Here is a 24196-nt window from a genome sequence, read left to right as displayed (position 1 = left end):
TGCGTCAGGTCGTCTGGGGTTCGAAGTCCCAGGTCGGGCGGGTCCGGGAGCGGGCCGCCGCAGTGTGGGGGTGCTGGGCGCCCAGGGTCGCGTGGAGCAGCCGCAGGGCTTCCCGTTCCGCCGTGTCGGCCTCCGCGCGCCGCCCGAGTTCGCGCAGGTCGGCAGCCAGGGCGGTATGGGCGGAGAGCGTCAGCGGGTGCTGGCGCCCGAGGGAGTCGAGGGCGCGGTCGTAGGTGTCCCGGCTGAGGGCGAGAGCGTCGTCGAGGTCACCGTTGAGGTTGCGCAGGAGCGCCGCGTTGAGGGCGCACCCCAGCGCCCAGGGATGGTCCTCCCCGACCGCCGCTTTCATCCGGGCCAGGGCCCGCTCGGTCAGGTCGCCGGCCTGGTCGCGCTCGCCGACCATGTGCAGGACCAGCGCGTGGTTGGCCCGGGCCCCGGCGATGTAGGGGTGTCCGGGGGGCAGCGAGGCCTCGTAGTGGTCCACCACCGTCTCGCTCAGCAGGCGGGCCAGGTCGATGTCGCCGTACTCGCGGAGGAAGCAGCCCAGGCCGCAGGCGAAGACCAGGGTCAGCGGGTCGCTCTCCCCCAGGACCCGCTGGCCGCGCTCCAGTACCCGCGTGAAGTGCTGCTCGGCCTCTGCGGTCTCGCCGCCGCGCTGGAGGCAGAGGGCGAGGTTGTGCTCGGCGCGCAGGGTCTGCGGGTTGTTCTCGCCCAGCACGAGCCGGCTCTCCCGCAGGTTCCTCGACTGGATCGACTCGGCCTCGGTGTACCGGCCCAGCAGGCGCAGGTCCAGGGCGTAGGAGAGTTCCGAGTCCAGCGCCCACGGGTGGCGGGCCCGCAGCACCGAGCGCCGTCCCTCCAGGGTCGACCGGTCGTGGGCGAGGGCCTCCTCGTAGCGGCCGAGCAGACGGAGGGAGACGGCCAGGTTGTTTCCGGCGTTGAGGCTCAGCGGGTCCTGTTCGCCCAGGAGCTGGCGATAGCTGTCGCGTACCTGCTGCGAGAGCCGCAGTGCTTCCCGGTAGTCGGCCAGCCCGCGCAGGTCGGCGGCCAGTCCGCCGAGCGCCCTCAGGTAATCCAGGTCAAGCTCCCCGCGCCGCTCGCGCAGGCGCTTCACGGCGACCAGCTCCAAGGCGTACGTCCGTGGGTAGTCGCCCGCGGCCCGCAGCAGGTTGGCGTAGTGGTGGGTCAGCTCCCAGATCCGGGGGTGGTCCTCCCCTAGCAGCGAGCGCCAGGCCTTCATAGCGCGCTCGCCGAGCTTGATGCCGGCCTGGTACTCGCCGGAGAAGTACATGTAGCGCAGGCAGTTGAGAACCAGGTTCTGCACCGCCGCGTGACGGCTGGTGAGGACGTCGGCGTACTGGAGGTTCGGCACGATCTCCGCGTACACCGGCCACCGGTCGGGGTCGGTGGGGCGGCGCGGGTCGGCGGCGGCCAGGGCCTGGCGTACGACGTCGACGAACTCCGCGCGATCCGCCTCCGGCATGCCCTGGCGGACGATCTGGTGGACCCTCCGGTGCAGATACAGCGACTCGCCGTAGGACTCGGTGTCGGCCGGCTCCACCCGTACGACGGAGTAGCGGCGCAGCTGGTTGATCGCCCGGTTCCACAGCAGCGGGTCGTCGACCAGGTCGGCGATCCGTGCCGGCAGTCCTTCGTGAGGTGTCTCCCTGAGGAGGTGAACGGGCACGACTCCGGGGGCGAAGAAGGTGCACAGGCGCAGCAGGTCCACCGACTCGGGCACGGTCTCGCGCAGCTTGTTGAGCAGGATCGACCACGCGGTCTGGAAGGCCAGCGGGAAGTCCGCCGACACCTTCACCACGTCACTGTCGATGCCCCCTTCCAGCAGATCGATGTACTCCCGCACCGACAGGTCGGAGTCGTTGAGCCAGCCCGCCGTCTGGTCCAGCAGCAGCGGCAGGTCCTCCAGCGCCTCCGCCAGCTGGTCCGCCTCCGCCTCGTTCAGCCTCGGCGCCCGCCGCCGGATGAACGCCACCGACTCGTACCGGGCATAGACCGGCACCTCCAGCAACTCGCTGTTGTGCTCGCTCCACTCCAGGTTCCGGGAGGTGATCAGCACATGGCCCGGACCGGTCGGAACGAGATCCCAGATCTGGTCGGGCTCGTCGGCGCCGTCCAGGATCAGCAGCCAGCGGCCGTACGGCTCGCCCCGGCGCAACGAGTCACGCACCGCGCGCAACCGCTCGCCGTATTCCTGACCGGTCTGCAGCCCCAGTTTCGGGGCGAGTTCGGCCAGCAGCCGCCGATACGTGGGCCGGGTCTCGGCGTTGACCCACCACACCACGTCGTACTCGGAACCGAACCGGTACACGTACTCCGCGGCGACCTGCGTCTTGCCCACCCCCGACATGCCGTGGAAGGTCACCACACCCGCGCCCGGCTCGGCGCTCTGCAGCAGGTGGTACGCGTCGTTCAGCAGCACGTCACGGCCGGTGAAACGGGTGTTGCGGCGCGGCACCCCGCCCCACACCTCCGGCATCGCCGCCGGATAGCGCGGAGCCCGGCGCGCGCTCCCGGCAGGATCCGGCAACGGTTCGCCGGGCAGATCGAGACGGTCCAGGAGCCGGCGCTCGGCCTCCTCCGCGCCCATGTTGGTGACGTCGACCGGTTCGAGCAGGGCGGCGGCCGGGGGCACCGGGCCCATGGTCACCGACACCGCGGCGAACCGCGACGGGTCCGGGGCGACCACCTCGCCCAGCGCCGCGTTCCACTCCTCGTGCGTACGCGGCCCCAGTTGGAAGAACCAGTCACTCAGCACCATCAGCACGATCCCGTCGGACAGTGTGAGGTCACGCAACAGATCCACCAGCGGAATCTGCGCCGGGGAGTCCCAGCGCATAAAGGTCACCCGCAGCCCGCGCCGCTCCAGCCGGTCCCCGATCCAGGCCGCCCAGGCCCGGTTGAACCCGGCGAAGGTGACCGTGACGAGCGACCGGTCGACCGGCCGTGCGGCCGCGGCCCGGTGAGCGGGCGGCGTCTCGGCCCCCGTCGGGGCGGTCCGTGCCACGGTGGGGAGGTCGTCCCGGCCCGCTGTCGTCGGCCCCGGGTGCCGCTGGCGGACCTGCTCCGGCTCCTCACCGCCGCGACGGGACCGGAGCCGCCGGTCCGGGATGCCTCTCGGCACCGCCGTGGGCTGTGGCACCGGGTCGGGCGGGCGGCCCGTGTCCCGGATCTCCGACCGCAGTTCGGCCTTGCGGACGGGCACGCCCCACTGGTTGCTGACGGTCAGCCAGAGCGAGGCCGGGCCCGTCTCCGCGCCCGCCGACACCCGGAACCGGGCCGGTCCGTACGTACCGCCGAAGCGGTGCAGGACGACGCCCGGTTCGCCGAGGGCCGCGCAGACGAAGAACGGGGCGCCCTCCAAGGTGACGGTGAACGTGAACTCCTCTTCCGGGTAGGGCCAGTCGGCGTCGGCGCCCGCCGGGGAGGGCAGCGGGCCGCGCAGGTCGACGGTGACGCGATAGTCGCAGCCGGTCTCCGCGACCCGGGGCCACGCCACCAGCGGGTCGACCAGCAGCGGGCGGTCCCGGCCGGGTTCGTCGCCGCTCACCAGGCGACACCTCCTCCGGCGGCCCGCCCGCTCCCCGCGGTGAGCCGCAGTGTGGTCTCCGGGTGCCCGTAATAGTGGAACATGAAGGCATACAGGAGTCGCAGGACTCGTTTCTGGCCGATGCCGTCGGTGTGGCCGTCGTCGTTCCTGACGCTGGGGATCGCGGCCAGCGGGCCGAACTCCCGTGCGGCCGACGCCCGGAAGGCCCGGAGGGTGTGGGTGACGGGCCTGCTCGGATGCGTGGCGACCTCGCGCACCAGGCGCCGCACCAGCGCGCGTGCCTCCGCGTCCCCGACCTTGCCCGCGGTGACGATGCAGCCGCCCGCGCCCTTGCGCAGAAAGAGCTCGGCGAATCCGCGCAGCGCGTTCTCGCCCTGAGCGCTGTTGTCGACGAACCGCCCGGAGTGGCAGGCGTTGAGGCAGACCAGGGAACTGTCCTGGCGCAGCACCCGCATGGTCTCGCCCTCGAACTCCGCCCAGGTGCGGTCCCCGAGCGTCAGGTGCGTGACGGAGTCGCCATATTCGCCGTGGCAGCCGAGGTAGACCAGTCCCGTGCTGTCGGCCGGGGTGTCGAGGGCCTGGAGGAACGGCGTCATCTCCAGGTGGAGTTGGTGGACGTAGGGGGTGAAGACGGAGCTGTCGTCGGTCATGTCCTTGTGCAGATAGCCCAGGACGCGTCCCCGGCAGTCGCCCGTCCGGCGCGGGAGGCCGTGGTCGACGTCGCGGACGGTGGTCCAGCGGGACATGACGGTCAGGGCGCCCAGCAGACTGGCCTGCAGGCCGTTCTCCGGGTCGGGTGCCACCCAGAACAGCTCCCACGGGAGTTCGTAGCCGGTGTCGTCCCACACGATGAGGCGCAGCCTCTCGCCGTGCCGGTGCCGGATCAGGCCGAGCCAGTGCGCCAGTTCGGGCTGGTTGTTCGACCACAGCCGGATGGCGCGCAGCACCTCGGAGGGGAACGTGCCGTCCTTGCGGAGGTTGGCGAGGCTGACGGCGGGCGCGGCGAGCCGGGTCGGTCCGGGCGGGCAGATCAGGGTGAGGTCGCCGCACCAGCCGTGCAGCCAGTAGCCGGCCTGCCCGCCGGGGTCCTCGCCGCGGGTCACCCGGAGCACGGCGAAGCCCTCCTCCGGCCGGTCGCCGGGCCGGGCGTCGGCGCCGCCCAGGCCGGACGGCGGCGCGACCGTCCCGTCCGGACGCGGGACGGGGGTGGTCCTGCGCCGCACGACGGCTTTCAGCCGGGGCACCGGGGAGAGTCTGTCGCCGGCGCCCTCCAGCCAGGATCGGCGTGGGTCACCGCTCACCGGCAGCCCCCGCGCTGTCCGTCTCCCGGGCGGGACGTCCTTCGACCACGGCCGCTCCCAGGCTGTCGGCCAGCCGGTGCGGCAGGTCGCCGTACGGCTCGCGCCCGGGGTCCACCACGGCCACCCGCACCCGTGTCCGGTCCATGGCGCCGATCCGGCGCGCGACCCGCACGGCGTCCTCGACTCCGGTCGCGCCCGTGTGACCGTCCAGGCGTCCGGTCCTGCTGGCCCGCAGCGGGACGTTGCCGCGTCCGTCGGTGACGACGACGAGCCAGGCCTCGGCCAGGGCGCTGCCGTGCTGCTGGAAGGCCCAGCGCAGCACCCGGGCGGCCTCGTCGAGGCCGTGGGCGAGGGGGGTGGCACGCCCGGCCGGGCGGAACAGCGCTTCGAGGAGCCGCGGATCGAGGACATTGCGGACGGCGAAGGACTCGGCCCGCAGCTCGTCGTCCCCCGCCGCGCTGCCGCCGATCTCGATCACCTGGGCCCCGGCCCGCGCGGTGTACGCCCAGCGCAGGAACGGCGTGAGCGCGTCCAGCCAGTCCCAGTCGTCCACGCGGCAGGTGTGGTCCAGGAGGAGCACCAGCAGGCGCTCGGCGGCCGCGGCCCGCAAGTGGCTGCGCAGGTCGATAGGCAGGACGGTGAACCGGCCCTGTGGCCGCATCCGCTGGAACATGGCGGCCCGCCGGACCGTGGGGACGTAGGCGAGATCCCGCAGGTCCGTCGCGGGACGGCTGCCGACGACCACACCGCGGGTGGCGGTGAGGCCCGCGGATCGCTGCCAGAGGCGGCGCAGGGGCGCGAACTCGCGCTGTGCGCCGCCCGTGTCCTCGGGAAAGGGCGTGGCGAGGACCACGGAGTCGGTTCCGGCTCCCTCGTCGACCACTTCCGGGGGTTCGGGCTCCGGCAGAGGCGCTCCGGGCCCGTCGACGGATTGGTCGGCCCGGCCCCCGGCGGCGGGGTCGTCCGCCGTTCCGGTCCGCTCGTCCGTGCGCCGGGTCGGCCGATCGGATGCGGGCGAGTCCGGGGACGTACCAGCGGGGTGGGCCTCACCGGGCACGGGCAGTCCGATGAGGCGGGCTGCCGCGTCGCAGTGCGCGGCCGAGGCGGGGTGCGCGCCGTCCAGGGCGGCGACGGTACGGGCCAGGCGGGCCAGCGCGAGTTCCCTGCGCACGCTCACGTCGGTGCCGAGGAGTTCCCGTATCCGTACGAGGGCGTCGTCGTCGACCGCCACGGCGGGAACGCCCTGGGTGCCGGCCGTGCGCCAGGCGGGCGGCAGGGCGGCGATCAGGCGGTCGGCCGGTGGCAGTCGCAGTCCGGCCGTCGCGAGGCGCAGGGCGAACCGGTCCAGCAGGTGCGGGCTGAGCCGTGCCGCGTCGGCCGAGCGGCAGACGGCGAGCCAGCGGGTCCGTGGCCGGGCAGCCCGGCGCAGCCCGGTGTGTTCGACCACGGCGACGTCGGCGCTCAGGAGCTGCACCGCGGCACGCATGCCGGCGACGCTCAGCCGTGTCAGGTCGGGCACCACGGCCAGGGGCGGCGGGCCTTGCCGGGTGTCCTGCGCGATGAGCGGGCCGGGTTCCGTCCGGAACGCCAGCCCACCGACGTCCCAGTGCAGCCGGGCGCGGGTCCACAGGTCCTCGTCGCGGCTCTGGGCGCCGAGCATGAGCGGTGTGGCCGCCGGTTGTCCGGAGCCGGTGAGGAGGTCCGCGAAGAGCCGGGCCACCTCGTCGAGGAGCCGCGGTTCGAGGTCGAAGAGCAGCACGCCGGTGAGCGCGGGGTCGGCCGCGGCGCAGGCCAGCACTCTGACCAGCCGGTCGGCGAGGTCGTCCGGGGCGTTCGGCGTGTCGGGAACCATCGGCGGACGCTCAGACCGTCTCGAAGAGGTCCTTGACACGGTCCTCGTCCTCGACGCTCCAGTCGAAGGTTCCGCCGTGTGTGCTGTCGGGCCGCCGGTGCCGCAGGGCCATGGGCAGCACGCGTAACAGGTGTCCGGGCTCCACGCGGGGCGCTCCCTCCAGGGCGGCGAGGGCACGGGCGGCCAGGGTGGCGACGATCTCACCCCGCTGTCCCACGGCCCGCACCCGCTCGGCGGCCTCCGCGCAGAGCCTGAGGACGTCGTCGGACACCTCGATGTCGGGGACCCGCCGCCGGGCGGCCTCCAGCCGGTCGTGGGTCTGCGCGTCGTCCCGCCCGGCGGCGGCGAGCCATGTGGAGTCCGCCCGGCCCAGTTGCTCCTCGAAGTCGAGCACCGTGCGGATCATCCGGTGCCGGTCGGCCACGTCCAGTTCCTCGGCGGTCACCATCAGCCCGAAGCGGTCGAGCAACTGTGGCCGCAGTCCGCCCTCTTCGGGGTTCATGGTGCCGACGAGGCCGAAGGTCAGGTGCCGGGCGGTGGCGAGTCCCTCGCGCTGAACGGACAGCACGCCCGTCGAGACCACGTCCAGGATGATGTTGATGAGGTGGTCCTCAAGGAGGTTGACCTCGTCGATATAGAGCAGTCCCCTGTGGTCGGCCTCCTCCAGGAGCCCCTGCTGGGGGCGGGCCTCGCCGCGGATGAGCGCGTCGAGTTCCCAGCCGCCGAGGACCCGGTCGTCGGTGGCGTTGATCGGGAGGGTCACGGGCAGCTCGCCGTGGGCCATGAGCGCGAAGGCGCGGACCAGCGTGGACTTCGCCGTACCGCGGGAACCCGCCATCAGGACGCCGCCGATCCGGGGCGAGACATGGTTGAGTTCCAGGGCGAGCTTCAGCTCCCGCTGTCCGACGACCCGGGAGTACGGGAGGATGTGCACGCCGTCCGCGCGGTTCACGCGTCCGGTCCGTCCGTGGTGGGCGGAGCGGCCGCGGACCTGCCGGTCTGCCAGCGGAAGGTGACCTGGAGCTGGGCCTGGGCGCCACTCCTGACCAGGGCCGCCACTCCGGCGTCGAGCGAGATGGACAGCTGCATCTCGATCTCGTCGGGCCGGGCGTCCTCCTGGAGTTCCCCGAAGCGGCGCACGGCCTGGACGGCGCACCGGCGCGCGAGGTCCAGGCCGTCGGTGTAGAGGTCGTGGGCGACCCGGACGACCCGCCGGCCGGCACCGTCCCGGGTCTCCTCGTCGCCGTACACAAGGTCGAGGCCGTCGACCGCGGCGGAGCGCAGGTCCGTCTCCACCTCGACCGGTACGGGCCCGTCCGCGTCCTCGGGAACGGGCCCCACAATGATCACCACACGTCCCCCTGGTCCAACTCACGTGTGTGTCAAGCATGTTGTATGGAACCGGTTCATTCCCCGGAGCGCCGGGTGTTATGCGCACCGGGGAACGGACACCACCCGTCAGGTGGTCTGGGGCTCGAAATCCCAGAACGGGCGGTTGCGGGAGCGGGCCGACACCGTGTGGGGATGGCTGTCGCCCAGGGTCGCTTCGAGGTCGGTGAGGGCCTCCTGCTCGACCTTCTCCGCCTGCCTCCGCTCCCGCAGACCTCTGAGGTCGGCCGCGTGCGCGATGCGTGCCGACAGGGTGAGTGGGTGGGTGCGGCCGAGCACCTCGGTGGCCTGCGTCACGGTGTTCCCGCTGATCAGGGCCGCGGCCTCGGTGTCGCCGACGAGGTTGCGCAGCGCGGAGGCGTTGAGAGCGCAGCCCAGGGTCCAGGGATGGTGCTCTCCCACGGCCGCGGTCATCTCGGCCAGGGCCTGTTCGATGAGGGCGTGGGCATGTTCGCGTTCACCGACGTTGCGCAGGATCAGGGCGTGGTTGGCACGGGCACCGGCGACGAACGGATGCCCGTCGGGCAGCATCACCTCGTAGCGGGCGACGATGGCCTCGATGAGGGCGCGGGCCTGGTCGATGTCGCCGTGCTCACGGGCGAAGCAACTCTGCGCGGAGGCGAAGATCAACGTCACCGGGCCCGTCTCGCCCAGGACCCGCTCACCCCGCTCCAGCACGCTGCTGAAGAGCAGTCCGGCCTCCTCCCGGACACCCCTGCGGTACTGGCACAGCGCGAGGTTGTACTCGGCCTTGAGGGTCTGCGGGTTGTCCTCGCCCATCACCCGCTGGTTGTCGAGGAGGTTCTTGCGCTGGATCGACTCGGCCTCGGTGTAGCGGCCCAGCAGCCGCAGGTCGACGGCGTAGGAAATCTCGGAATCGAGTGTCCAGGGGTGGCGGGTGCCGGTCCGCAGCAGGTTGCGCCGGGACTCCAGGGTCCTGCGGTCGACCTCCAGCGCCTCCTCGTAGCGCCCGAGCAGGCGCTGGGAGACGGCCAGGTTGTTCTGCGCGTTGAGGGTGCGGGAGTCCTGCTCGCCCAGCAGTTCGCGGTAGGCGACGAGAGTCCACTGGGACAGCTCCAGCGCCTCGTCGTAGTGGGCGAGGCCGCGCAGGTCGGCCGCGAGGCCCGCGGCGGCCCGCAGATGCTCCAGGTCCTGGGGCCCGCGCTTCTCCTTGAGGTGCTCGACGGCGGCGCGGCTGAGCGCCTCGGTGCGGGTGTAGTCGCCCACGGCCCGCAGCAGGTTGGTGTAGTGGTAGGTCAGTTCCCAGATCCGGGGGTGGGACGGTCCGAGCAACGAGCGCCAGGCGGCCATGGCGCGTTCCCCGAGTTTGATGCCGGCCTGGTACTCGCCGGAGAAGTACATGTAGCGCAGGGAGTTGAAGACCAGGCGCTGGACATTGCCGTCCTTCGTCTGCAGGACGTCCGCGTACTTCAGGTGCGGCACGATCTCCGCGTACACCGGCCACAGATCGGGGTCGGTGGGGCGGCGCGGATCCGCGGCGGCCAGAGCCTGGCGCACGACCCCGATGAACTCCGCGCGGTCCGCCTCCGGCATGTCCTTGTGCACGATCTGGTGAACCATGCGGTGCAGATACAGCGACTCGCCGGGCGAGACCCCCTCGTCTCCGGCGGTCTCGTGGGACTCCAGCCGCACCACGGAGTACTGGCGCAGCTGGTTGATCGCCCGGTTCCACAACAGCGGGTCGTTGACCAGACCGGCGAGTTGTTCGGGCAGTTCGTCGACCGGCATCTCCTTCAGCAGCCGGACCGGAATGAAACCGGGGGCGAAGAAGGTGCACAGGCGCAGCAGGTCCACCGACTCCGGCACCGTTTCACGCAGTTTGTTCAGCAGTATCGACCACGCCGTCTGGAAGGCCAGCGGGAAGTCCGCCGACACCTTCACCACGTCACTGTCGATACCGCCCTCCAGCAAGGAGATGTACTCACGCACCGACAGATCCGAGTCGTTGAGCCAGCCCGCCGTCTGGTCCAGCAGCAGCGGCAGGTCCTCCAGCGCCTCCGCCAGCTGGTCCGCCTCCGCCTCGTTCAGCCTCGGCGCCCGCCGCCGGATGAACGCCACCGACTCGTACCGGGCATAGACCGGCACCTCCAGCAACTTGCTGTTGTGCTCTCCCCATTCGGGGTTGCGGGAGGTGACGATGACGTGCCCCGGACCGGTGGGCAGCAGGTCCCAGATCTGGTCGGGTTCGTCGGCGCCGTCCAGGATCAGCAGCCAGCGGCCGTACGGCTCGCCCCGGCGCAACGAGTCACGCACCGCGCGCAGCCGCTCGCCGTACTCCTGACCGGTCTGCAGCCCCAGTTTCGGGGCGAGTTCGGCCAGCAGCCGCCGATAGGTCACGCGTTTCTCGGCGTTGACCCACCACACGACGTCGTACTCGGATCCGAAGCGGTAGACGTACTCGGCGGCCAGTTGGGTCTTGCCCACCCCCGACATGCCGAACAGCGTCACCACACCCGCACCCGGCTCGGCACCCTGCAGCAGGTGGTACGCGTCGTTCAGCAGCGACTCACGGCCGGTGAAACGGGTGTTGCGACGCGGCACCCCGCCCCACACCTCCGGCATCGCCGCCGGAAAACGCGGACCACGACGGGACGTCTCGGCCCCCTCGGGCAACGCCTCGTAGGGAATGTCCAGGCGATCCAGGAGGCGGCGCTCGGCCTCGTCCGCGCCCATGTTGGTCAGATCCGTCGGAGCCAGTACGGCGGTGGCGGAGGGCAGCGAGGCCGTGGTCACCGACACCGCCGCGAACCGCGACGGATCCGGGGCGACCACCTCGCGCAGCGCCGCGTTCCACTCCTCGTGCGTACGCGGGCCGAGTTGGAAGTACCACTCGCTGACGAGGATGAGAATGCGGCCGTCCGCGAGCTTGAGATCGCGCAGCAGGTCGACCAGCGGTACCTCCACCGGCGAGTCCCAGCGAAGATAGGCCACCCGCAGCCCACGCCGCTCCAGCCGGTCCCCGATCCAGGCGGCCCAGGCACGGTTGAACCCGGCGAAGTGAATCGTGACCGTCTGTTTGGCGGCCCCCCTCTCGGTTGACCTGACCGACGTTCGGGCTCCAGACATGCAGCCGCCTCCAGCGCTTTGTCCCACGAAATCCTAGAACCTGGGCGCTCCGCCCGTAAGAGCCCCGGAGAGGGTGAACGAACGTCCAGGCGCGACGATCTTCGCGCACCGGACGGGCGCAAGGGGCCCGATTCCTCAGTCATCTTCGAGACCCTCACTCGTTCGGCGGCGAGGTGGGGGCGTGTCGCTGCGACCAGAGAACGCGTGCCGCCCTTACGTAGGCCTCGGCGCGGGCCGTGTGGTCCCGGGGCGCGGGGTGTGCGTCCATCCGCTCGTAGGCGCCGACCATCTCGTCGACGAACCGGCGCCCGGGAGCGGTGAGATCGGGCGAGCCGACGAGAGCGGGGAGGGCGGCCCGGACCTGTGCGCGGTAACGGGCGTACTGGGCCCAGGCGGACTGCCGGTCGGCCGTCTCCTCGGCGAGCGCCCTGCGTTGGTAGTAGTCGGCGATGGCGAGGTGCGAGTACGCACCCTGGAGGAGGCCGTCGTAGGGCCTCGCATCGGGCCGCCAGGGGGCGAAGTACCTCTCCTCGGAGGTGGCTTGATGCAGCGTCACCATCTCGCCCAGGGCGGCCAGTTGGGCATGGTGCAGTTCGTGGACGAGGGTCGCGCCGAAGGTCACCGGATCGGGCGGAGTGCTGCTCAGCAGGGCGCCGAACGCCTCACGGCGAGTGGCGCTGCAACTGCCCCGGCTGCCGGCACCCGGCGGCTGGGCGAGCGGTACCAGGCAGCGCAGCAGTGCCTTCGCCGTGGCCACCCGGTGCGCGCCTGCCTGGCGCAGGGCGGTGGCCGTACCGGTCCACACCTGGAGCCAGCGTTTGCGCTCCGCGTCGTCGAGCGTCACCGGTCCGCTCAGCGCACGGTGGCGGGGGTCGCGGGCGGCGCGGTAGGGGTCCAGGTCGTCCAGCGGCATGGGCGGGGCGTCCGGCACCAGACCGGGCAGGGCGTACGCCGTCTGCCAGGCCGGCGAACCCGACCAGGCGCCGACGTCGCTCTCCAAGTACACGGTGACGTCCGGGGTTTCACTCTGACGCAACCTCAAGGTCTGGGACCTGTAGGTGACATCGACGTCCACGTCACCGCGGGCAGCGGTCCGCAGGGCTCCCAGGGAAGGCAGCGTGAGGACTCCGTCGCGGGCGGTCAGCCGTACCGAGAAGGGCAGGTCCGCCCGTGCCGCGGCGGCCGCCACGAGCGCGCTGAAGTGAGCCAGATCGCGGGCGAGTTGCGGCGAGCGGCGGTGCTCCGCGGTCAGGCGGCGCAGGCAGTGCCCGAGCCACGGACCCGTCAGCGGGTACAGGAGACGTACCCGGGCGGGCGAGAGCGGCTGGGCCCGGCCCGCCGCACCGCCCGCGTCCGAGGGCCTTCGTCTGTCGGCCTCGGTCAGCAGTGCCCAGTCCTCCGCGAGGCGGCTCTTCTGCGCACGTGAGCACACCGCCGGGTCCGCCGCGGCGGCGGCGTCGAGCAGGGCCCGCAGCATCAGCAGCCGTCGGGTGTCCTGGTCGCGCACCAGAAGAGCGAGCGTGCCGGGGCTGGGGTCGGTGCGGCCGAGCTCGGCGATGGCCCGCTCCGGGACCGCCGGGAACATCACGGAGCGCCTCCTTCGCGAAAGGCCGGTTCAGGAGCCGGTCCCGCGCCCGCCGCGTCCTCGGCGAGCCGTCGGGCCACATGACGGATGAAACGCTGCAGGTCGGCGCAGTACACGGAGGGGTTGCGGAAGCCGTGCCCGGCCCGGTAGCGGTGGACGTAGTGGCCGCCCCCGCAGGTCTCCAGGAGGGGACAGGCGCGGCACTGGTCGGCGAGGGCCGCCGCACCCGCCTGCCGGGCCACGACTCCCGGGTGCCGCAGAGCGTCGTCGAATCCGTGCCGGAACACGTCGAGGCCGGTGTGTGCGGCGCCGGGGTAGGCCGACTTCAGAGAGTCCACGAGCTCGATCGACCCGTCCGTCTCCACGACGATCGCGTCGAACGGCCGCAGTCCCAGGGACTCCGTGGCCGTCGGCAGCCCCAGCAGCAGCGCGAGGCACTCCTCGAAGAGCCGTACCCGCGTCTCCCTGCGCCCGGCCGTCCACCAGCGGTCGAAGACGGCGCACAGCCAGCTCCCGTGGCGGACACCCGCCAGGTGCGGGGGCGGCGCGGTCCAGTTGCCGTGCGGCAGCAGCAGATCCAGCGCGGGCGGGCGCAGGGCCAGGAGGGATTCGTACGTCTCCACCGGGTCCAGCACCGGATCGACGACGGCGAGGATTCCGGCGTACGACTGCGGGAAGCGCTCGGCGAGGAGTCGCGCTCCGCGTGCGGCCGCGGGCCAGGACGGCCTCCCGGCGTGGTCGACGCGACGCGCGTTGTGGGCGGCGGTCCCCCCGTCGAGGCTGATGCCGACGCGGACACCGGCGCGCGCCAGCTCCCCGAGGTTCTCCTCGGCCAGGAGGGTCCCGTTGGTCTGGACGGTGGTGTGGACCCGGCAGCCGGCGGGGGCGCGTTCGGCGACCAGGGCCGAGAAGCCCGCCAGCGTGTCCGCACCGGCCAGCAGGGGCTCGCCTCCGTGGAGGACCAGGGAGATGTCCTTGAGGCCGTGGGTGCGGGCGTGCTCACCCATGCGGGCCGCGACACGCTCCAGGACCTCGGCGGACGCGGTGGCGGGACGGGTGCGCCAGCCCTGGTCCGGACCCTCGTAGAGGTAGCAGTAGGTACAGGCGAGGTTGCAGCGCCCGTGCATCTTGACGACGAACTGACGGAAGGGGACGGGGACAGGTGTCTCTCCGGACACTCCAGCACCCCCCATGCCGTGCCGTCGTTGCCTCGCACCGGGCGGATTCCCGGCGATGCGGCTGCACCAAACCCGGAGCGATCGAATATGACCGATTAAGCTTCGAATGAGACCGGAACGGCAGCCAAGGCGACCGAAGTTACGGTGAACTGAGGGCTTCAGCACCAGAGTTGGGCTGCTTCGGCGCCTTCCCTCTCACATGGAGCTGTTGAACCCCCACAGCATCTCGCCGGGCCGCGCCGCCCGCTCCCGCAGCTCGGCCAGCACCTCGCGCAGCACCGGATGCTCGACGGTGCCCAGCTCCGCCAGATCCATCGCCAGCAGGTCGGGCGGCGGCTCGGCCTCCGAGGCCGCACCCTCCGGCGACGACTCGTCCCGTACGCTCATCGCGGCCCCCTTCGGACCTGGTTTCCCCTCGTGTCCCGCCCGGCCGGCTCACTCCAGCTCCGCCAGCCGCTGCGCGGTCTGCTCGGCCGTCGGCTCGCCGCTGCCGAGACTGCCGTCCGGCAGTCGCGACCACTCCACACGGGCCGCCCGGTACGCCTCCCGCGCGGCCCGCGGCCGAGCCGCCGCCTCATAGGACATACCCCGCCAGTGGTGGGCCTGCGCGCCCAACTCCACGGCCTCCTGGCGGAACTGCTCCGTCTCCGCCGTCTCCTCGGCCTCCCTGGCCGACTCCGTCGCGGCCCGGAAGGCGTCGACGGCCAGATCCAGCCGCGCGGGCCGGCGCAGGCTCTGGTAGGCCTCGAACTGCACCTGTCCGAGCTCCAGCCAGCAGCGGGCGGCCCGCAACGGGTCGTCGGCCTCCACCGCCGCGAGCCCGAAGAGGTGCTCGGCCTCCCGCAGGTCGACCCGGTCACCGCGGGCACGGTAACGGAGCATCAGGGCCCGGCCCAGCAGGAGCAGCCGGTGGGCGAGGTGGCGGCTGCCCGCCGGCGTCTCCATGCGGCAGTCCCGAAGCACCCGGATGGCGCGGGACAGCGTCTCCCGGTACCGCGCACCGGTCTCCGACCAGGACGTGCGCAGCAGGGCTTCACCCCACTCGGCGAGCACCCCCGCGTGCTCGGGCGCGTCTCGTGACATCCGCTGGGCCGCCTGCTCGAAGTGGTCCGCGGCAAGCCGTAGTTCGGCGGCGTCGCCCGACTCGGCGTGCCGCGCGACGGCGATGCGCCCCGCCCGCACCAACACCTGTGCGCACTGGCGCTGTTCCCGGACGATCCCGAGCGCCTCGTCGACCCGGGCCCGGGCGTCCTCCAGCGGGCCCGAGGAGCCCAGCAGCGCGTCCACCAGGTCGAGCAGGACCCGTACGCGCTCACGTACGGCCTCCGCGGTCCGTGCGTCCTCACTGGTCTCCAGGGCGTGCCGCAGCGACTGCGCGCCCTGCTCCGCGTAGAGGCGGGCCTGCGCGGGATCCGCCGTGGCGCCGGACAGCCGCAACAGGATGCGGCCGTGCGCGAGCGGGAGTTCGGGCGGGCGCGAACGGCGGTCCGGCCAGATGTCGCCGAACGCCTCCAGCATGCCGACGGCGCCCTGAAGCAGCGCGGTGTCACCGCCGAGCCGCCACTGCGCCTCCAGGGCTCGTACCCGTTCCAGGGTGAGCCTGAGGGCCTCCTCGCGCCTCAGGCCGGGTGCCGCGCAGGCGACCGCGTACTCCCGGTCGGCGCGGCGCAGCAGGTCCAGCGCGCCGGAGCGGTCGCCGCGCCGGCGACGATCGGTGGCGGCGGCGTCCAGCACCCGGGCGAGGACAGCGCGTTCACGCAGGGCGTACGGGTGGGCGACGGCCCGCTCCGCGGCCGCTTCCGCCTCTCGCAGCAGTTCCTCACCCCCCTGCACCTGCCACAGCCGCAGGGTGGAGTGCGCATACTCGGCCCACAGTTCGGGGTCCGCCCCGGGCGGCTGCTCCCGTTCGGTGGCACCGCGCAGCAGCTGTACGGCGTCGATGGCGTCCTGCACCATGCCCTCACCGTCGAACCGCGTCAGCAGCTCGCGGGCCCGGACCACCGCGGGATGGCTCGGCCGGTCATCGGCCGGGCCCTGCTCGACCCGGCGGCCGTACGTCTCGAACTGCTCCGGCAGCGGCATGAAGCGCTTCAGCACCCGTGCCGCGACCTCCGCGAACGGCTGCGGTACGGGCGTTGCGTCGCCGTTCCCCCCGTTCTCGCGGGGGTAGCCGCCGGGCGTCGCGTATGCCCGCCCGGCTCCTGCGTCCCCCAACTGCGCGAGGGCGAGGGCGGGGAAGTTGGGCCCGCCCTTGCCGAAACGCTGCTCGATGTACTCCGAGCTGTGTTTGAGCACCAGCATGGCCTCGTCACGGCCGAGCCTCGACAGGAGGGCGTCACGGATGTCCGGCTCGATCTCGTACCACAGCGCCCCGTCCGTGTCGTCCTCCTCGCGCGCACGGGTGACCAGCCCGCTGACCAGGACCTCGGCGAGTTCGGAGGGGCCGGAGTCCGGCAGCATGGTCCGCTGCACCAGCTGCATGACGGGGAGGCAGAGGGGGGCCGCCGCCAAGTAGACGGCGAGGCGGCCGGCGGCCGGGGAGGCGCCGGAGGTGAAACGGCTGACACGTTCCATCGGCCTGCGCCGCTCCTCCGAGCCGGCCGCCCGCGCCGGCTGCTGGTCGGCACGCACCCAGCCCACCGCGCCCGGCACGGGCCCGGCTCCGGCCCCGGACAGCAGGCGGGCCCAGGCACCGAGCGCGACCGGCTCGGGCGGCAGCACCGGTACGGGCAGCGTGCCCAGCCGCGCCTCGGGCAGAGCTCCGGCAGGAGTGCGCACCCGCAGCACGGCGGCCCCGCCCAGCGTCTCGCCACGAGTGAGCTCGCCGAAGGTGACCGGCAGCCGTGAGCGGTTCCACATGCGCTGCGGCAGCGGCTGGAGAACGGCGACCGGGCCCTGCCGAGACAGCTGGTGCAGCAGCCGGTGGGCCTGTCCGCTGTGCCACAGCGGCCCGGCGCAGTCGCTGACCAGCAGGACGATCCGGCGTCCGGTCGGATCGCTGAGCCGGTCGGGGGCGTGCAGGGGCGCCGCGCGCATGTCGGCGTTGCGGCTGACGGCGGGCGCGCCTTCCGGATCCTGGTGCAGATAACTGACCTGGATGTCCGAGAACGCCCCCAACTGACCGAATACCTGCTCCAGTTCGGTGAACAGCCGGTCCCACACCCGCATCGACGACGAGGCGTCGAGAACCAGCTGGAGCCTCGCGTCCCGCCGGGTCACCGCCCGGTGGACGGGCAGGATCAGTCCGCCGGACTGGGCGCTCAGGTCCGCGGTCGCCGTCTCGTCGAGCTCTGTGCGCAGGGGCGGTGCGGGACTGCGGTAGCCCTGCAACGGCCTCAGCGCGCGCTGGAGTTCGAGCGGGGTGGGCAGAGCCGGGGCGGCCGGTACACCGACCGACAGGGCCGCGGCGCGGCCCCCCTGCCCACCCCGGGGCGGGCCGTCCTGCGGCACCGGGTACAGGGCCACCCGCCGGTCCGCGGCCTGGGCGGAGGGTTCCTCCCGGGGCCGGGCGGCGCGGTCCGCCTCGGACCGCGGCCGCGCGTCGGCATCGGTCGGCGGACCGACCAGCCTCACGGGCCGTACGTCGGCGCCGGGGCCCGGCGGCTCCGCGGCGGCACCCGGCCGGGCCCAGCGGGCCAGCCACAGGGCATCGCACAGTTGCTCGGCGTCCGGGTCCAGCCGGGCATCCCGCAGCCGGACGATCAGTTCGGCGATGGGGTCGTCACCGGGCACGGCGGGACGACCCGCCGCCTGGTCGCCACCGCCGGGAGGAAGCGGACCGTGCCGCGCCGCTGCGTCGGGCATCAGCGCCTCACCTCGGGCGGTCGAGTCGCTGGACGAGCAGTTCCGCGAGACGGTCGCGACTGGGCGGCGCGGCCGCATCGGTCAGGTAGATCGCGTTCAACAGCTGGTCGGCGGCGAGGAGTTCGCTGCGCGAGCGCTCCAGGAACCGCGCGATCAGGTCCTCACCGGCCCGCGCGGCCTCGTCACCGAGATGCGCGCGGACGAAGGTGGCGAGTCGGTTGTGGTCCGGACGGCCGAGTTCCAGGTGGATGCACCGGCGCATGAGAGGAGCGGGGAAGTCGCGCTCCCCGTTGCTGGTGAGGACCACGAAGGGAAAGGCACGGCAGCGCACCCGGCCGTCACGCACCCGCACCTTGACGCCGTCGGCCGTCAGCACCGTCGCTTCACCGTCCGGCAACCGGTCGGCTATGCGCTCGAGTTCGGGTATCGCGAACTCTCCCTCCTCCAGCACGTTGAGCAGGTCGTTGGGCAGGTCGATGTCGCTCTTGTCGAGTTCGTCGATGAGCAGCACGCGCGGTGTGTCGGAGGGCAGCAGCGCGGTGCCGAGGGGACCGAGCCGGAGGTAGCTGCCGATGCCCTCGACCGCACCGGGCGACCCGGCCGCCGCACCGAATCCGCCCTGGGCCGCGATCTGCGCGTCCTGCAGTCGCGCGATCGCGTCGTAGTGGTAGAGACCGTCACGGAGCGTGGAGCGGCTGACGATGGACCAGCGCAGCACGTCGCCGAGGCCGAGTTCGTAGGCGACCGAGTGAGCCAGTGTGCTCTTGCCCGCCCCCGGGCTGCCCGTGACGAGCAGCGGACGGCGCAGATAGAGCGCCGCGTTGATCATCTCCAGCTCCTCGGCGCCCGGGCGATGCAGCTCCGCCAGGTGCCGGTACGCGCCGAGCCTGCGGTCCTCGGAGCTGTCGCCCGAGCCCGTGTCCCGGCTGGAGAAGTCGCGCCAGGGCGGCGGCGCGGGGAGCCGCCCGATTCCGTCGTGGGGTTCGCCGGCGCCTCGGTAGATGAGCCACTCACTGGATTCGGTCATGATCCGGTCCTCGTCACTCGTCACCTGCGGGCGCCGTACGAATGTGCTTCACCGTATCGATCCTCGCGGGACCTGATAAGAGGCCAACTGGCACAGTGGCCAGGTTGTTTCCGCGGCTGCGTCAAGGAGCCTCCAGAAGATCACCGGTTCCCGGCAGGGGGTGGTGGGGATCGTCGTAGAGCAGGGCGACGCCGTCGGCCCAGAAGGCCTCCAGACGGGCCGCGCGCAGCCGCACCCGCAGCTCGTGCACCGCCCTCGGAAGGCGCGCGGCACTGGGCGGTTCGGCTATCTCGTCGATCGTGCCTCTGTGGAACTCCCCGCACACGGAGGCCAGTTCATCTCTTCGTCGTCGCCAGAGCGCCACCCCGTAGCCGCCGAGCACGATCCTGGTGAGGGCGGCCGAGTCGTCCTCGTACCGCTGGTCGCCGTAGCGGCACAGCACCGGAACGGTGCCGTGGGAGCGGCCGCGCAGCTGCTCCACCGTCGGTACCGGTTTACGGAACCCGTCGTCGCAGTCGAGGACTTCGGCCTTGGCCCGGTGCGCGTGCAGCCAGCGCCAGCGGGCTCTGCGCTCCGCGTCGATGTCGTCCCGCTCCTCGTCGAACAGCGGGAACCCGTCCTCCTCGGGCAGCTGGTCCCGGTCGGCACAGCGTACGACCACGGGGCGCAGCTCGCCCAACGGCGGCTCCTGGGGCCGTAATTGCCAGGTGTCGACCGCGAGCCCGAGCAGCATGTGCGGCAGCGCCACCTGGAGAACCGCCGGCCGCCCCGGTTCGTCGCAGCGTCGGAAGGCCTCCGCCAGGGGCGCGGCGATCTGTGCGGGCAGTTCGGCCAGCGCGGCGCGCTCGGCCTCGTGCAGGCGCACCGCCTCGCCGGCGGGTGAGACCACGGAGACGGACCAGTCGTAGCGGTCGGGCTCCCAGGCCCGCCGCTCCAGTTCGAGCAGTGCCGCGGGCTGTGTCTCGGCCCTGCGGTCGCGCTCCCCCGACACGCCGTCGCTGCCCGGGTCGAACACGCCGGTGATCGTGTCGGGCTCCTCGGCTCCCTCCGGGAGGTGCGCCTCCCCGGGGGGCCTGCGCAGCCTGAGCCGCTGGGTGCGCTGTTCGGCGAGGTTCTCGCGGTAGGGCGCGCCGAGCCGCTGCGCGGCCTGCCGCACCCAGTCCCAGAGCGCCTCCTCGGCGTCCGCCGTACGGGGCGTGACGAAGGGACGCTCGGCGGACAGCGCGCGCATCGCGTAGTCCAGGAGCCGTTCCAGGGCACCGTCGTCGCGCGCGCCCTCGTACAGGGCGCCGAGACCGTCCCGCCAACCACGCGGGGCGGGCAGCGGACTGGGGTCCTGGAAGGCCGGCAGGGACTCCAGGATGCCGAGCAGTGCGCGGGTGCTGACCGGGGGCGGCAGTTCGGCCAGCCGGCCGAGCAGCTCGGACCGTTCGTCCGGGCCGAGCGTGCGACCGGGCCGGTGGCCGAGCTGAGTCTGCACGTCCGCCCAGGTGTGCCGTCGAGATCCGGGCTGCCGCTGCCGGTCGCGGTGATAGCGGTCGTGGGCGTGGAAGATCGCCTGGTACGGGTCGTCGTACTCGGACCTGCAGGCCGTCTGCGGCACGGGCAGCGTCCGCAGCTGCTCGATCCCGGTGCATGTGCCGCCCGGCCGGCGGTCCGAACGCGACTTCAGTACGCCGATGACCTCACCCCGTACCGGATCGATCACCGGTCCGCCGGACACCCCGTGCGGCAGGTCGTTGTCGCCGAGGCGGATCTGCACGTCCGAGGACCAGCCGCCGATGGTGCCCTGCACGGCCAGCGGCCCGTAAAGGAAGCGCAGTTGCCCGTCGATCACTGTCCAGCCCGCGTAGAGCACCTGTCCCTCCGCGTAGTAGGCGGGCGGCCGCTCCGAGACGTACGCGCACTCGTGGTCCACGGGTTCGCGCAGCTGCACGAGTGCGAGGTCCGGAGCCGGCCATCTGCCGGGGAGGATCCGCACGGCGGGGTCGTCACGGCTCGGAATGGTCGCCGCCACCCGGCCGGTCACGGCGGCCGAGTGGCCGGGCACGGTTTCGTAGACCACAGCCACTTCGCCCCCCACCCCGTCGCATGCCACGTGTGCGCAGGTCAGAACCCAGTTGGGAGCGATGAAGAAGCCGCTCCCGAGAAACGATCCGGGTTCGTCCAGGGCATACCCGACACTTGTGCGATGAATTCGCACGGTCGACGTCATGACGAGTCGGCGCAGTGCACGACCGGCGGCATCGGAGCCGTGGGACGCGCCCCGGGCGTGCCACTCCGTCATGCTCCGCTCCCCGGGGCGGCGCCATCGGCGCCCCCGTGCACCGACGCGCCGGTGGACGCGCCCGTGCCCGGTGTGCCCAGCGCGTCGCCGGATCCGTTCCAGGTGAGGGTGACCGTGATGGCCGCCTTGGCCTCCCCGTCCGCGAGCAGACCCACCACCTTGCCGGCCTTGGCCGTCAGCTCGATGCCGAACTCGACGCTCACCTCGTCGGGGCGGACGGCACGCACCGGGCCGGCCAACGACCGTGCCACTCCGGTGATGAGCGCGTGCAGGCTCTCCACGCTCGCCTCGACCCGCTCGGTGAAACCGACATCGCTGTACGACAGCTGCCCGGGCGGCTCGGCCAGGCCCTCGGCGCCGGAGATCCTGGCCCACACCGGTGTCCCGTCCGGCAGTGCGATGCGTACTACCCGCGTCACGTCCTCACTCATGGCGTTCCCCCCGTTCCCGCCTATCCTTTGTCTGTCTCCCCCGACGGACCCGAAGGCTCTTTCTCTCCCTGTCCCACTCGCCTGAGGAGGAAGTGGTCCTTCCCCGGTGAGAGCGTCCCAACCCCTGAAATCCACCACGGAGCACAATCCATGTACTTCACCGACCGAGGCATCGAAGAGCTGGAGAAGCGGCGCGGCGAGGAAGAGGTCAGTTTTGAGTGGCTGGCCGAGCAGCTGCGGACGTTCGTCGATCTGAATCCGGACTTCGAGGTGCCGGTGGAGCGGTTGGCCACGTGGCTGGCTCGGCTGGATGACGAGGACGACGAGTAGGGGTTACGGCTGTCGCGGTGCGGGGTGCCTCCGGGTGCCCCGCTTTTCGTGTGGGCGGTGGGGTGTCAGTCCCTCGGGTGGGTCACGTCGTACGCCAGTCCCAGGACCCCGTGTGCCAGCAGCAGCGCCCCCGCCGTGAGCCAGCCGCCGCTGCGACGGCGTAGGCCCCAGGCGGCCAAGGGGAGGCCGGTGGCGATCTGGGCGAGGGCCAGGGTGCGGGCCCTCGGGTCGCCCGACCAGGGGAGCCATGGGGTCAGGTGGCGGCCCGCCACCACTTCGAACTCGCCCTGTACGACGTCCCGCCAGTCCCCTCCCTCCACCGTGCGGGCGTCCGGCCGTACGCGCGCGACCTCGCGGAGGCGGTCCGCGGGCTCGCCCGGAGCGAGGCCCGTGGGGAGGGTGACGCCCGCGCGCGTGAGGACGGCGAGCAGGCCGCGCAGGCGGGCGCGGGCGTCGGCGGCGGGGTCCGGTTGCGTCAGCCGGTCGAGGGACTGGACGTCGAGGACCGGGTCGAGGCCCAGACGGGCGGCGAAGGTGCGCATCGCCTCGTCCTCGCCGGCCGGGGTGCCGTTGGTGAGCCAGACGTAGCCGACGGGGCGGCGGAAGCCGGCCGCGAGGGTGTAGCCGCCGCGGTCGGCGTCCCACCACAGGGCGAGGACGGGCCAGGAGGCGCCGACGGCGAGGGCGGTGGCCCAGCCGCCGAGGACCCGGTCGACCGGTTCGTCGCCGTGCAGCCAGGGCTTGCCCTCGGGGACCAGGACGCTCCACTCCTCGCCCGCCCGGGTGAGCAACATCCGTTCGCGCAGCAGCCGGGCTGCGGAGGCGACGGAGTCCGGCTCGGCCCGGCACAGCAGCAGGGCGCCGGGGGCGGGGCCTCGGCGGGGGCCGGATCGGGAAGCTGCCGTCGACATGGTCACACGCTAGGGCGATGCGTACCGGTTGAGCATGTCGAGAGGGTGCGGGCGTCCCCGGAAAGAGTGTCTTGACTTTCCCCGACCGCGATATATCGTGAATAGCAGAGAGACGCGATATGGCGCGTTGTCACGGGGAGGTTCCCACCATGTCCGAGTGGTCCGTCGCAGAGCCCGGCAAGCTCACCTTCGACGCGCCGGTGAGCGAGCTGCACGTCCGCATCGTCAACGGCACGGTGAACGTGATGGGCACGGACGAGGGTTCCGCCCGTCTGGAGGTCTCCGAGATCGAGGGGCCACCCCTGGTCGTCACCCAGGAGGGCGCCACCCTCACGGTCGCGTACGAGGACCTGCCCTGGAAGGGCTTCCTCAAGTGGCTGGACCGCAAGGGCTGGCGGCGCAGTGCGGTCGTCTCACTCGCCGTGCCGGCCGAGACCCGCGTCGAGGTGGGCGTGGTCGGCGCCGCGGCCGTGGTGTCCGGGGTGCGCGGACCGTCGGTGGTCAAGGGGGTCACCGGCGACACGACCCTCGTCGGCCTGTCCGGCCCGGTCCGCGCCGACACCGTCTCCGGGAACCTGGAGGCCCAGGCCGTCACCGGCGACCTCCGCTTCCACTCCGTCTCCGGCGACCTGACCGTCGTGGAGGGCTCCGGCCCCTCCGTGCGGGCCGACTCGGTCAGCGGCTCGATGATCGTCGACCTCGACCCGGAGGGCCCGACCGACGTACGGCTGACCAGCGTCTCCGGCGAGATCGCCATCCGGCTCCCGCAGCCCGCGGACGCGGAGGTGGAGGCCAACACCGCGAGCGGCACGATCTCCAACGCCTTCGAGGGCCTCCGGGTGCACGGCCAGTGGGGCGCCCACAAGGTCACCGGCCGCCTGGGCGCCGGCACGGGGAAGCTCCGCGCCACCACCGTCTCCGGCTCCATCGCCCTCCTGCGCCGCCCGCCGGGCGAGGACGAGGAGGGGCCGTGGGAGGCGGAGAGGGGCACGCACAGTGCGGCCCGTGGGCGGACAACGCCGGGTGAGGGGCCGAGGTTCAGGAAGGAGCGCGACGCCGGGGCGGCTTGGGAGGAAGCCACGGATCCTACGGACCGAGCGGACTTGACGGATCCGGTGGACCCGACGGATCAGACGGACCTGATAGACGCCACGGACTCCGGGGACCAGGCGGACCCGACAGACCTCATGGATCGGGCGGACTCCGTGGACCAGGCTGCCCCCGTGGACCGGGCGGACCCGGCAGGCCCAGTGGCTCCGGCAGGCCCAGTGGCCCCGGCAGACCCCATGGACGGCGAGCACGGCACCTCGGGGGAGAATTCCTCTTCCGGCCCGGACGACGGCCCGGCTCCGGCCGCCGCCTCCACCGACGGTACGACCGGAAACCCGCCCGGCACCCAGCCCGGCGACCCGACCGACGCCCAGGCCGACGGCACGACCGACAAGA

The 24196-nt window shown here is 72.7% G+C and carries 15 protein-coding genes and 1 pseudogene; 2 read left to right on the top strand and 14 right to left on the bottom strand.

Annotated features, from left to right (window positions below):
- Positions 1 to 4: 4 nt before the first annotated feature.
- The 13 genes from fxsT (ABZ896_RS09565) to ABZ896_RS09505 form a co-directional block, all read right to left on the bottom strand.
- Positions 5 to 3568 carry an FxSxx-COOH system tetratricopeptide repeat protein gene (gene fxsT, locus ABZ896_RS09565; RefSeq protein WP_360924563.1) on the bottom strand — a complete coding sequence of 1188 codons (3564 nt, stop codon included), beginning with the start codon at positions 3566 to 3568 and terminating at the stop codon, positions 5 to 7.
- Positions 3565 to 4812 (bottom strand): CHAT domain-containing protein, encoded by a 1248-nt coding sequence (locus tag ABZ896_RS09560; RefSeq protein ID WP_360924560.1) that lies wholly within the window; start codon positions 4810 to 4812, stop codon positions 3565 to 3567. Before ABZ896_RS09560 ends, fxsT (ABZ896_RS09565) begins: the two co-directional genes overlap by 4 nt.
- Positions 4813 to 4858: 46 nt before the next feature.
- Positions 4859 to 6721: a magnesium chelatase gene (locus tag ABZ896_RS09555; RefSeq protein WP_360924557.1), complete on the bottom strand. Its 1863-nt coding sequence runs from the start codon at positions 6719 to 6721 to the stop codon at positions 4859 to 4861.
- 10 nt (positions 6722 to 6731) lie between these two features.
- Positions 6732 to 7673 carry an AAA family ATPase gene (locus tag ABZ896_RS09550; protein WP_360924554.1) on the bottom strand — a complete coding sequence of 314 codons (942 nt, stop codon included), beginning with the start codon at positions 7671 to 7673 and terminating at the stop codon, positions 6732 to 6734.
- Positions 7670 to 8074 (bottom strand): CU044_2847 family protein, encoded by a 405-nt coding sequence (locus ABZ896_RS09545; protein WP_360924551.1) that lies wholly within the window; start codon positions 8072 to 8074, stop codon positions 7670 to 7672. The genes ABZ896_RS09550 and ABZ896_RS09545 overlap by 4 nt, the downstream gene beginning before the upstream one ends.
- Positions 8075 to 8179: 105 nt before the next feature.
- A complete protein-coding gene (gene fxsT, locus ABZ896_RS09540) occupies positions 8180 to 11197 on the bottom strand; it encodes an FxSxx-COOH system tetratricopeptide repeat protein (RefSeq protein WP_360924548.1) in 3018 nt (1005 codons plus the stop codon).
- Positions 11198 to 11351: 154 nt separating this feature from the next.
- Positions 11352 to 12782 carry an HEXXH motif-containing putative peptide modification protein gene (locus ABZ896_RS09535; RefSeq protein WP_360924701.1) on the bottom strand — a complete coding sequence of 477 codons (1431 nt, stop codon included), beginning with the start codon at positions 12780 to 12782 and terminating at the stop codon, positions 11352 to 11354.
- Positions 12782 to 13960, bottom strand: a complete 1179-nt coding sequence (locus ABZ896_RS09530; RefSeq protein WP_360924545.1) for an FxsB family cyclophane-forming radical SAM/SPASM peptide maturase — start codon at positions 13958 to 13960, stop codon at positions 12782 to 12784. The genes ABZ896_RS09535 and ABZ896_RS09530 overlap by 1 nt, the downstream gene beginning before the upstream one ends.
- Before the next feature lie 195 nt (positions 13961 to 14155).
- On the bottom strand, positions 14156 to 14347 hold the full coding sequence (gene fxsA, locus ABZ896_RS09525) for an FxSxx-COOH cyclophane-containing RiPP peptide (RefSeq protein WP_360924542.1): 192 nt from the start codon (positions 14345 to 14347) through the stop codon (positions 14156 to 14158).
- 48 nt (positions 14348 to 14395) lie between these two features.
- On the bottom strand, positions 14396 to 17764 hold the full coding sequence (locus ABZ896_RS09520) for an SAV_2336 N-terminal domain-related protein (RefSeq protein ID WP_360924539.1): 3369 nt from the start codon (positions 17762 to 17764) through the stop codon (positions 14396 to 14398).
- 7 nt (positions 17765 to 17771) lie between these two features.
- The gene (locus ABZ896_RS09515) at positions 17772 to 18791 is read right to left on the bottom strand and encodes a MoxR family ATPase (protein WP_360924536.1); all 1020 of its coding nucleotides are present in this window, start codon (positions 18789 to 18791) and stop codon (positions 17772 to 17774) included.
- Positions 18792 to 18912: 121 nt separating this feature from the next.
- Positions 18913 to 21006: a trypsin-like peptidase domain-containing protein gene (locus ABZ896_RS09510; RefSeq protein ID WP_360924699.1), complete on the bottom strand. Its 2094-nt coding sequence runs from the start codon at positions 21004 to 21006 to the stop codon at positions 18913 to 18915.
- Positions 21007 to 21074: 68 nt separating this feature from the next.
- On the bottom strand, positions 21075 to 21509 hold the full coding sequence (locus tag ABZ896_RS09505) for a CU044_2847 family protein (RefSeq protein ID WP_360924533.1): 435 nt from the start codon (positions 21507 to 21509) through the stop codon (positions 21075 to 21077).
- A gap of 150 nt (positions 21510 to 21659) precedes the next feature.
- Between ABZ896_RS09505 and ABZ896_RS09500 the strand changes: the two genes are divergently transcribed.
- A complete protein-coding gene (locus ABZ896_RS09500) occupies positions 21660 to 21839 on the top strand; it encodes a DUF6104 family protein (protein WP_018544467.1) in 180 nt (59 codons plus the stop codon).
- Between the two features lie 65 nt (positions 21840 to 21904).
- On the opposite strand, the gene ABZ896_RS09495 is transcribed toward ABZ896_RS09500, so the two are convergent.
- Complete coding sequence (locus tag ABZ896_RS09495; RefSeq protein WP_360924530.1) at positions 21905 to 22750, bottom strand: hypothetical protein; 846 nt, start codon at positions 22748 to 22750, stop codon at positions 21905 to 21907.
- A gap of 149 nt (positions 22751 to 22899) precedes the next feature.
- Here ABZ896_RS09495 and ABZ896_RS09490 point away from each other — a divergent pair.
- Positions 22900 to 23721: pseudogene (locus tag ABZ896_RS09490) on the top strand (DUF4097 family beta strand repeat-containing protein); the annotation flags it as partial.
- Positions 23722 to 24196 lie beyond the last annotated feature (475 nt).

The organism is Streptomyces sp. NPDC047072 (assembly GCF_040643855.1).
GTDB lineage: Bacteria > Actinomycetota > Actinomycetes > Streptomycetales > Streptomycetaceae > Streptomyces.
The sequence above is the reverse complement of the archived record's forward strand: the minus strand, read 5'-3'. Positions and strand labels throughout refer to the sequence as shown.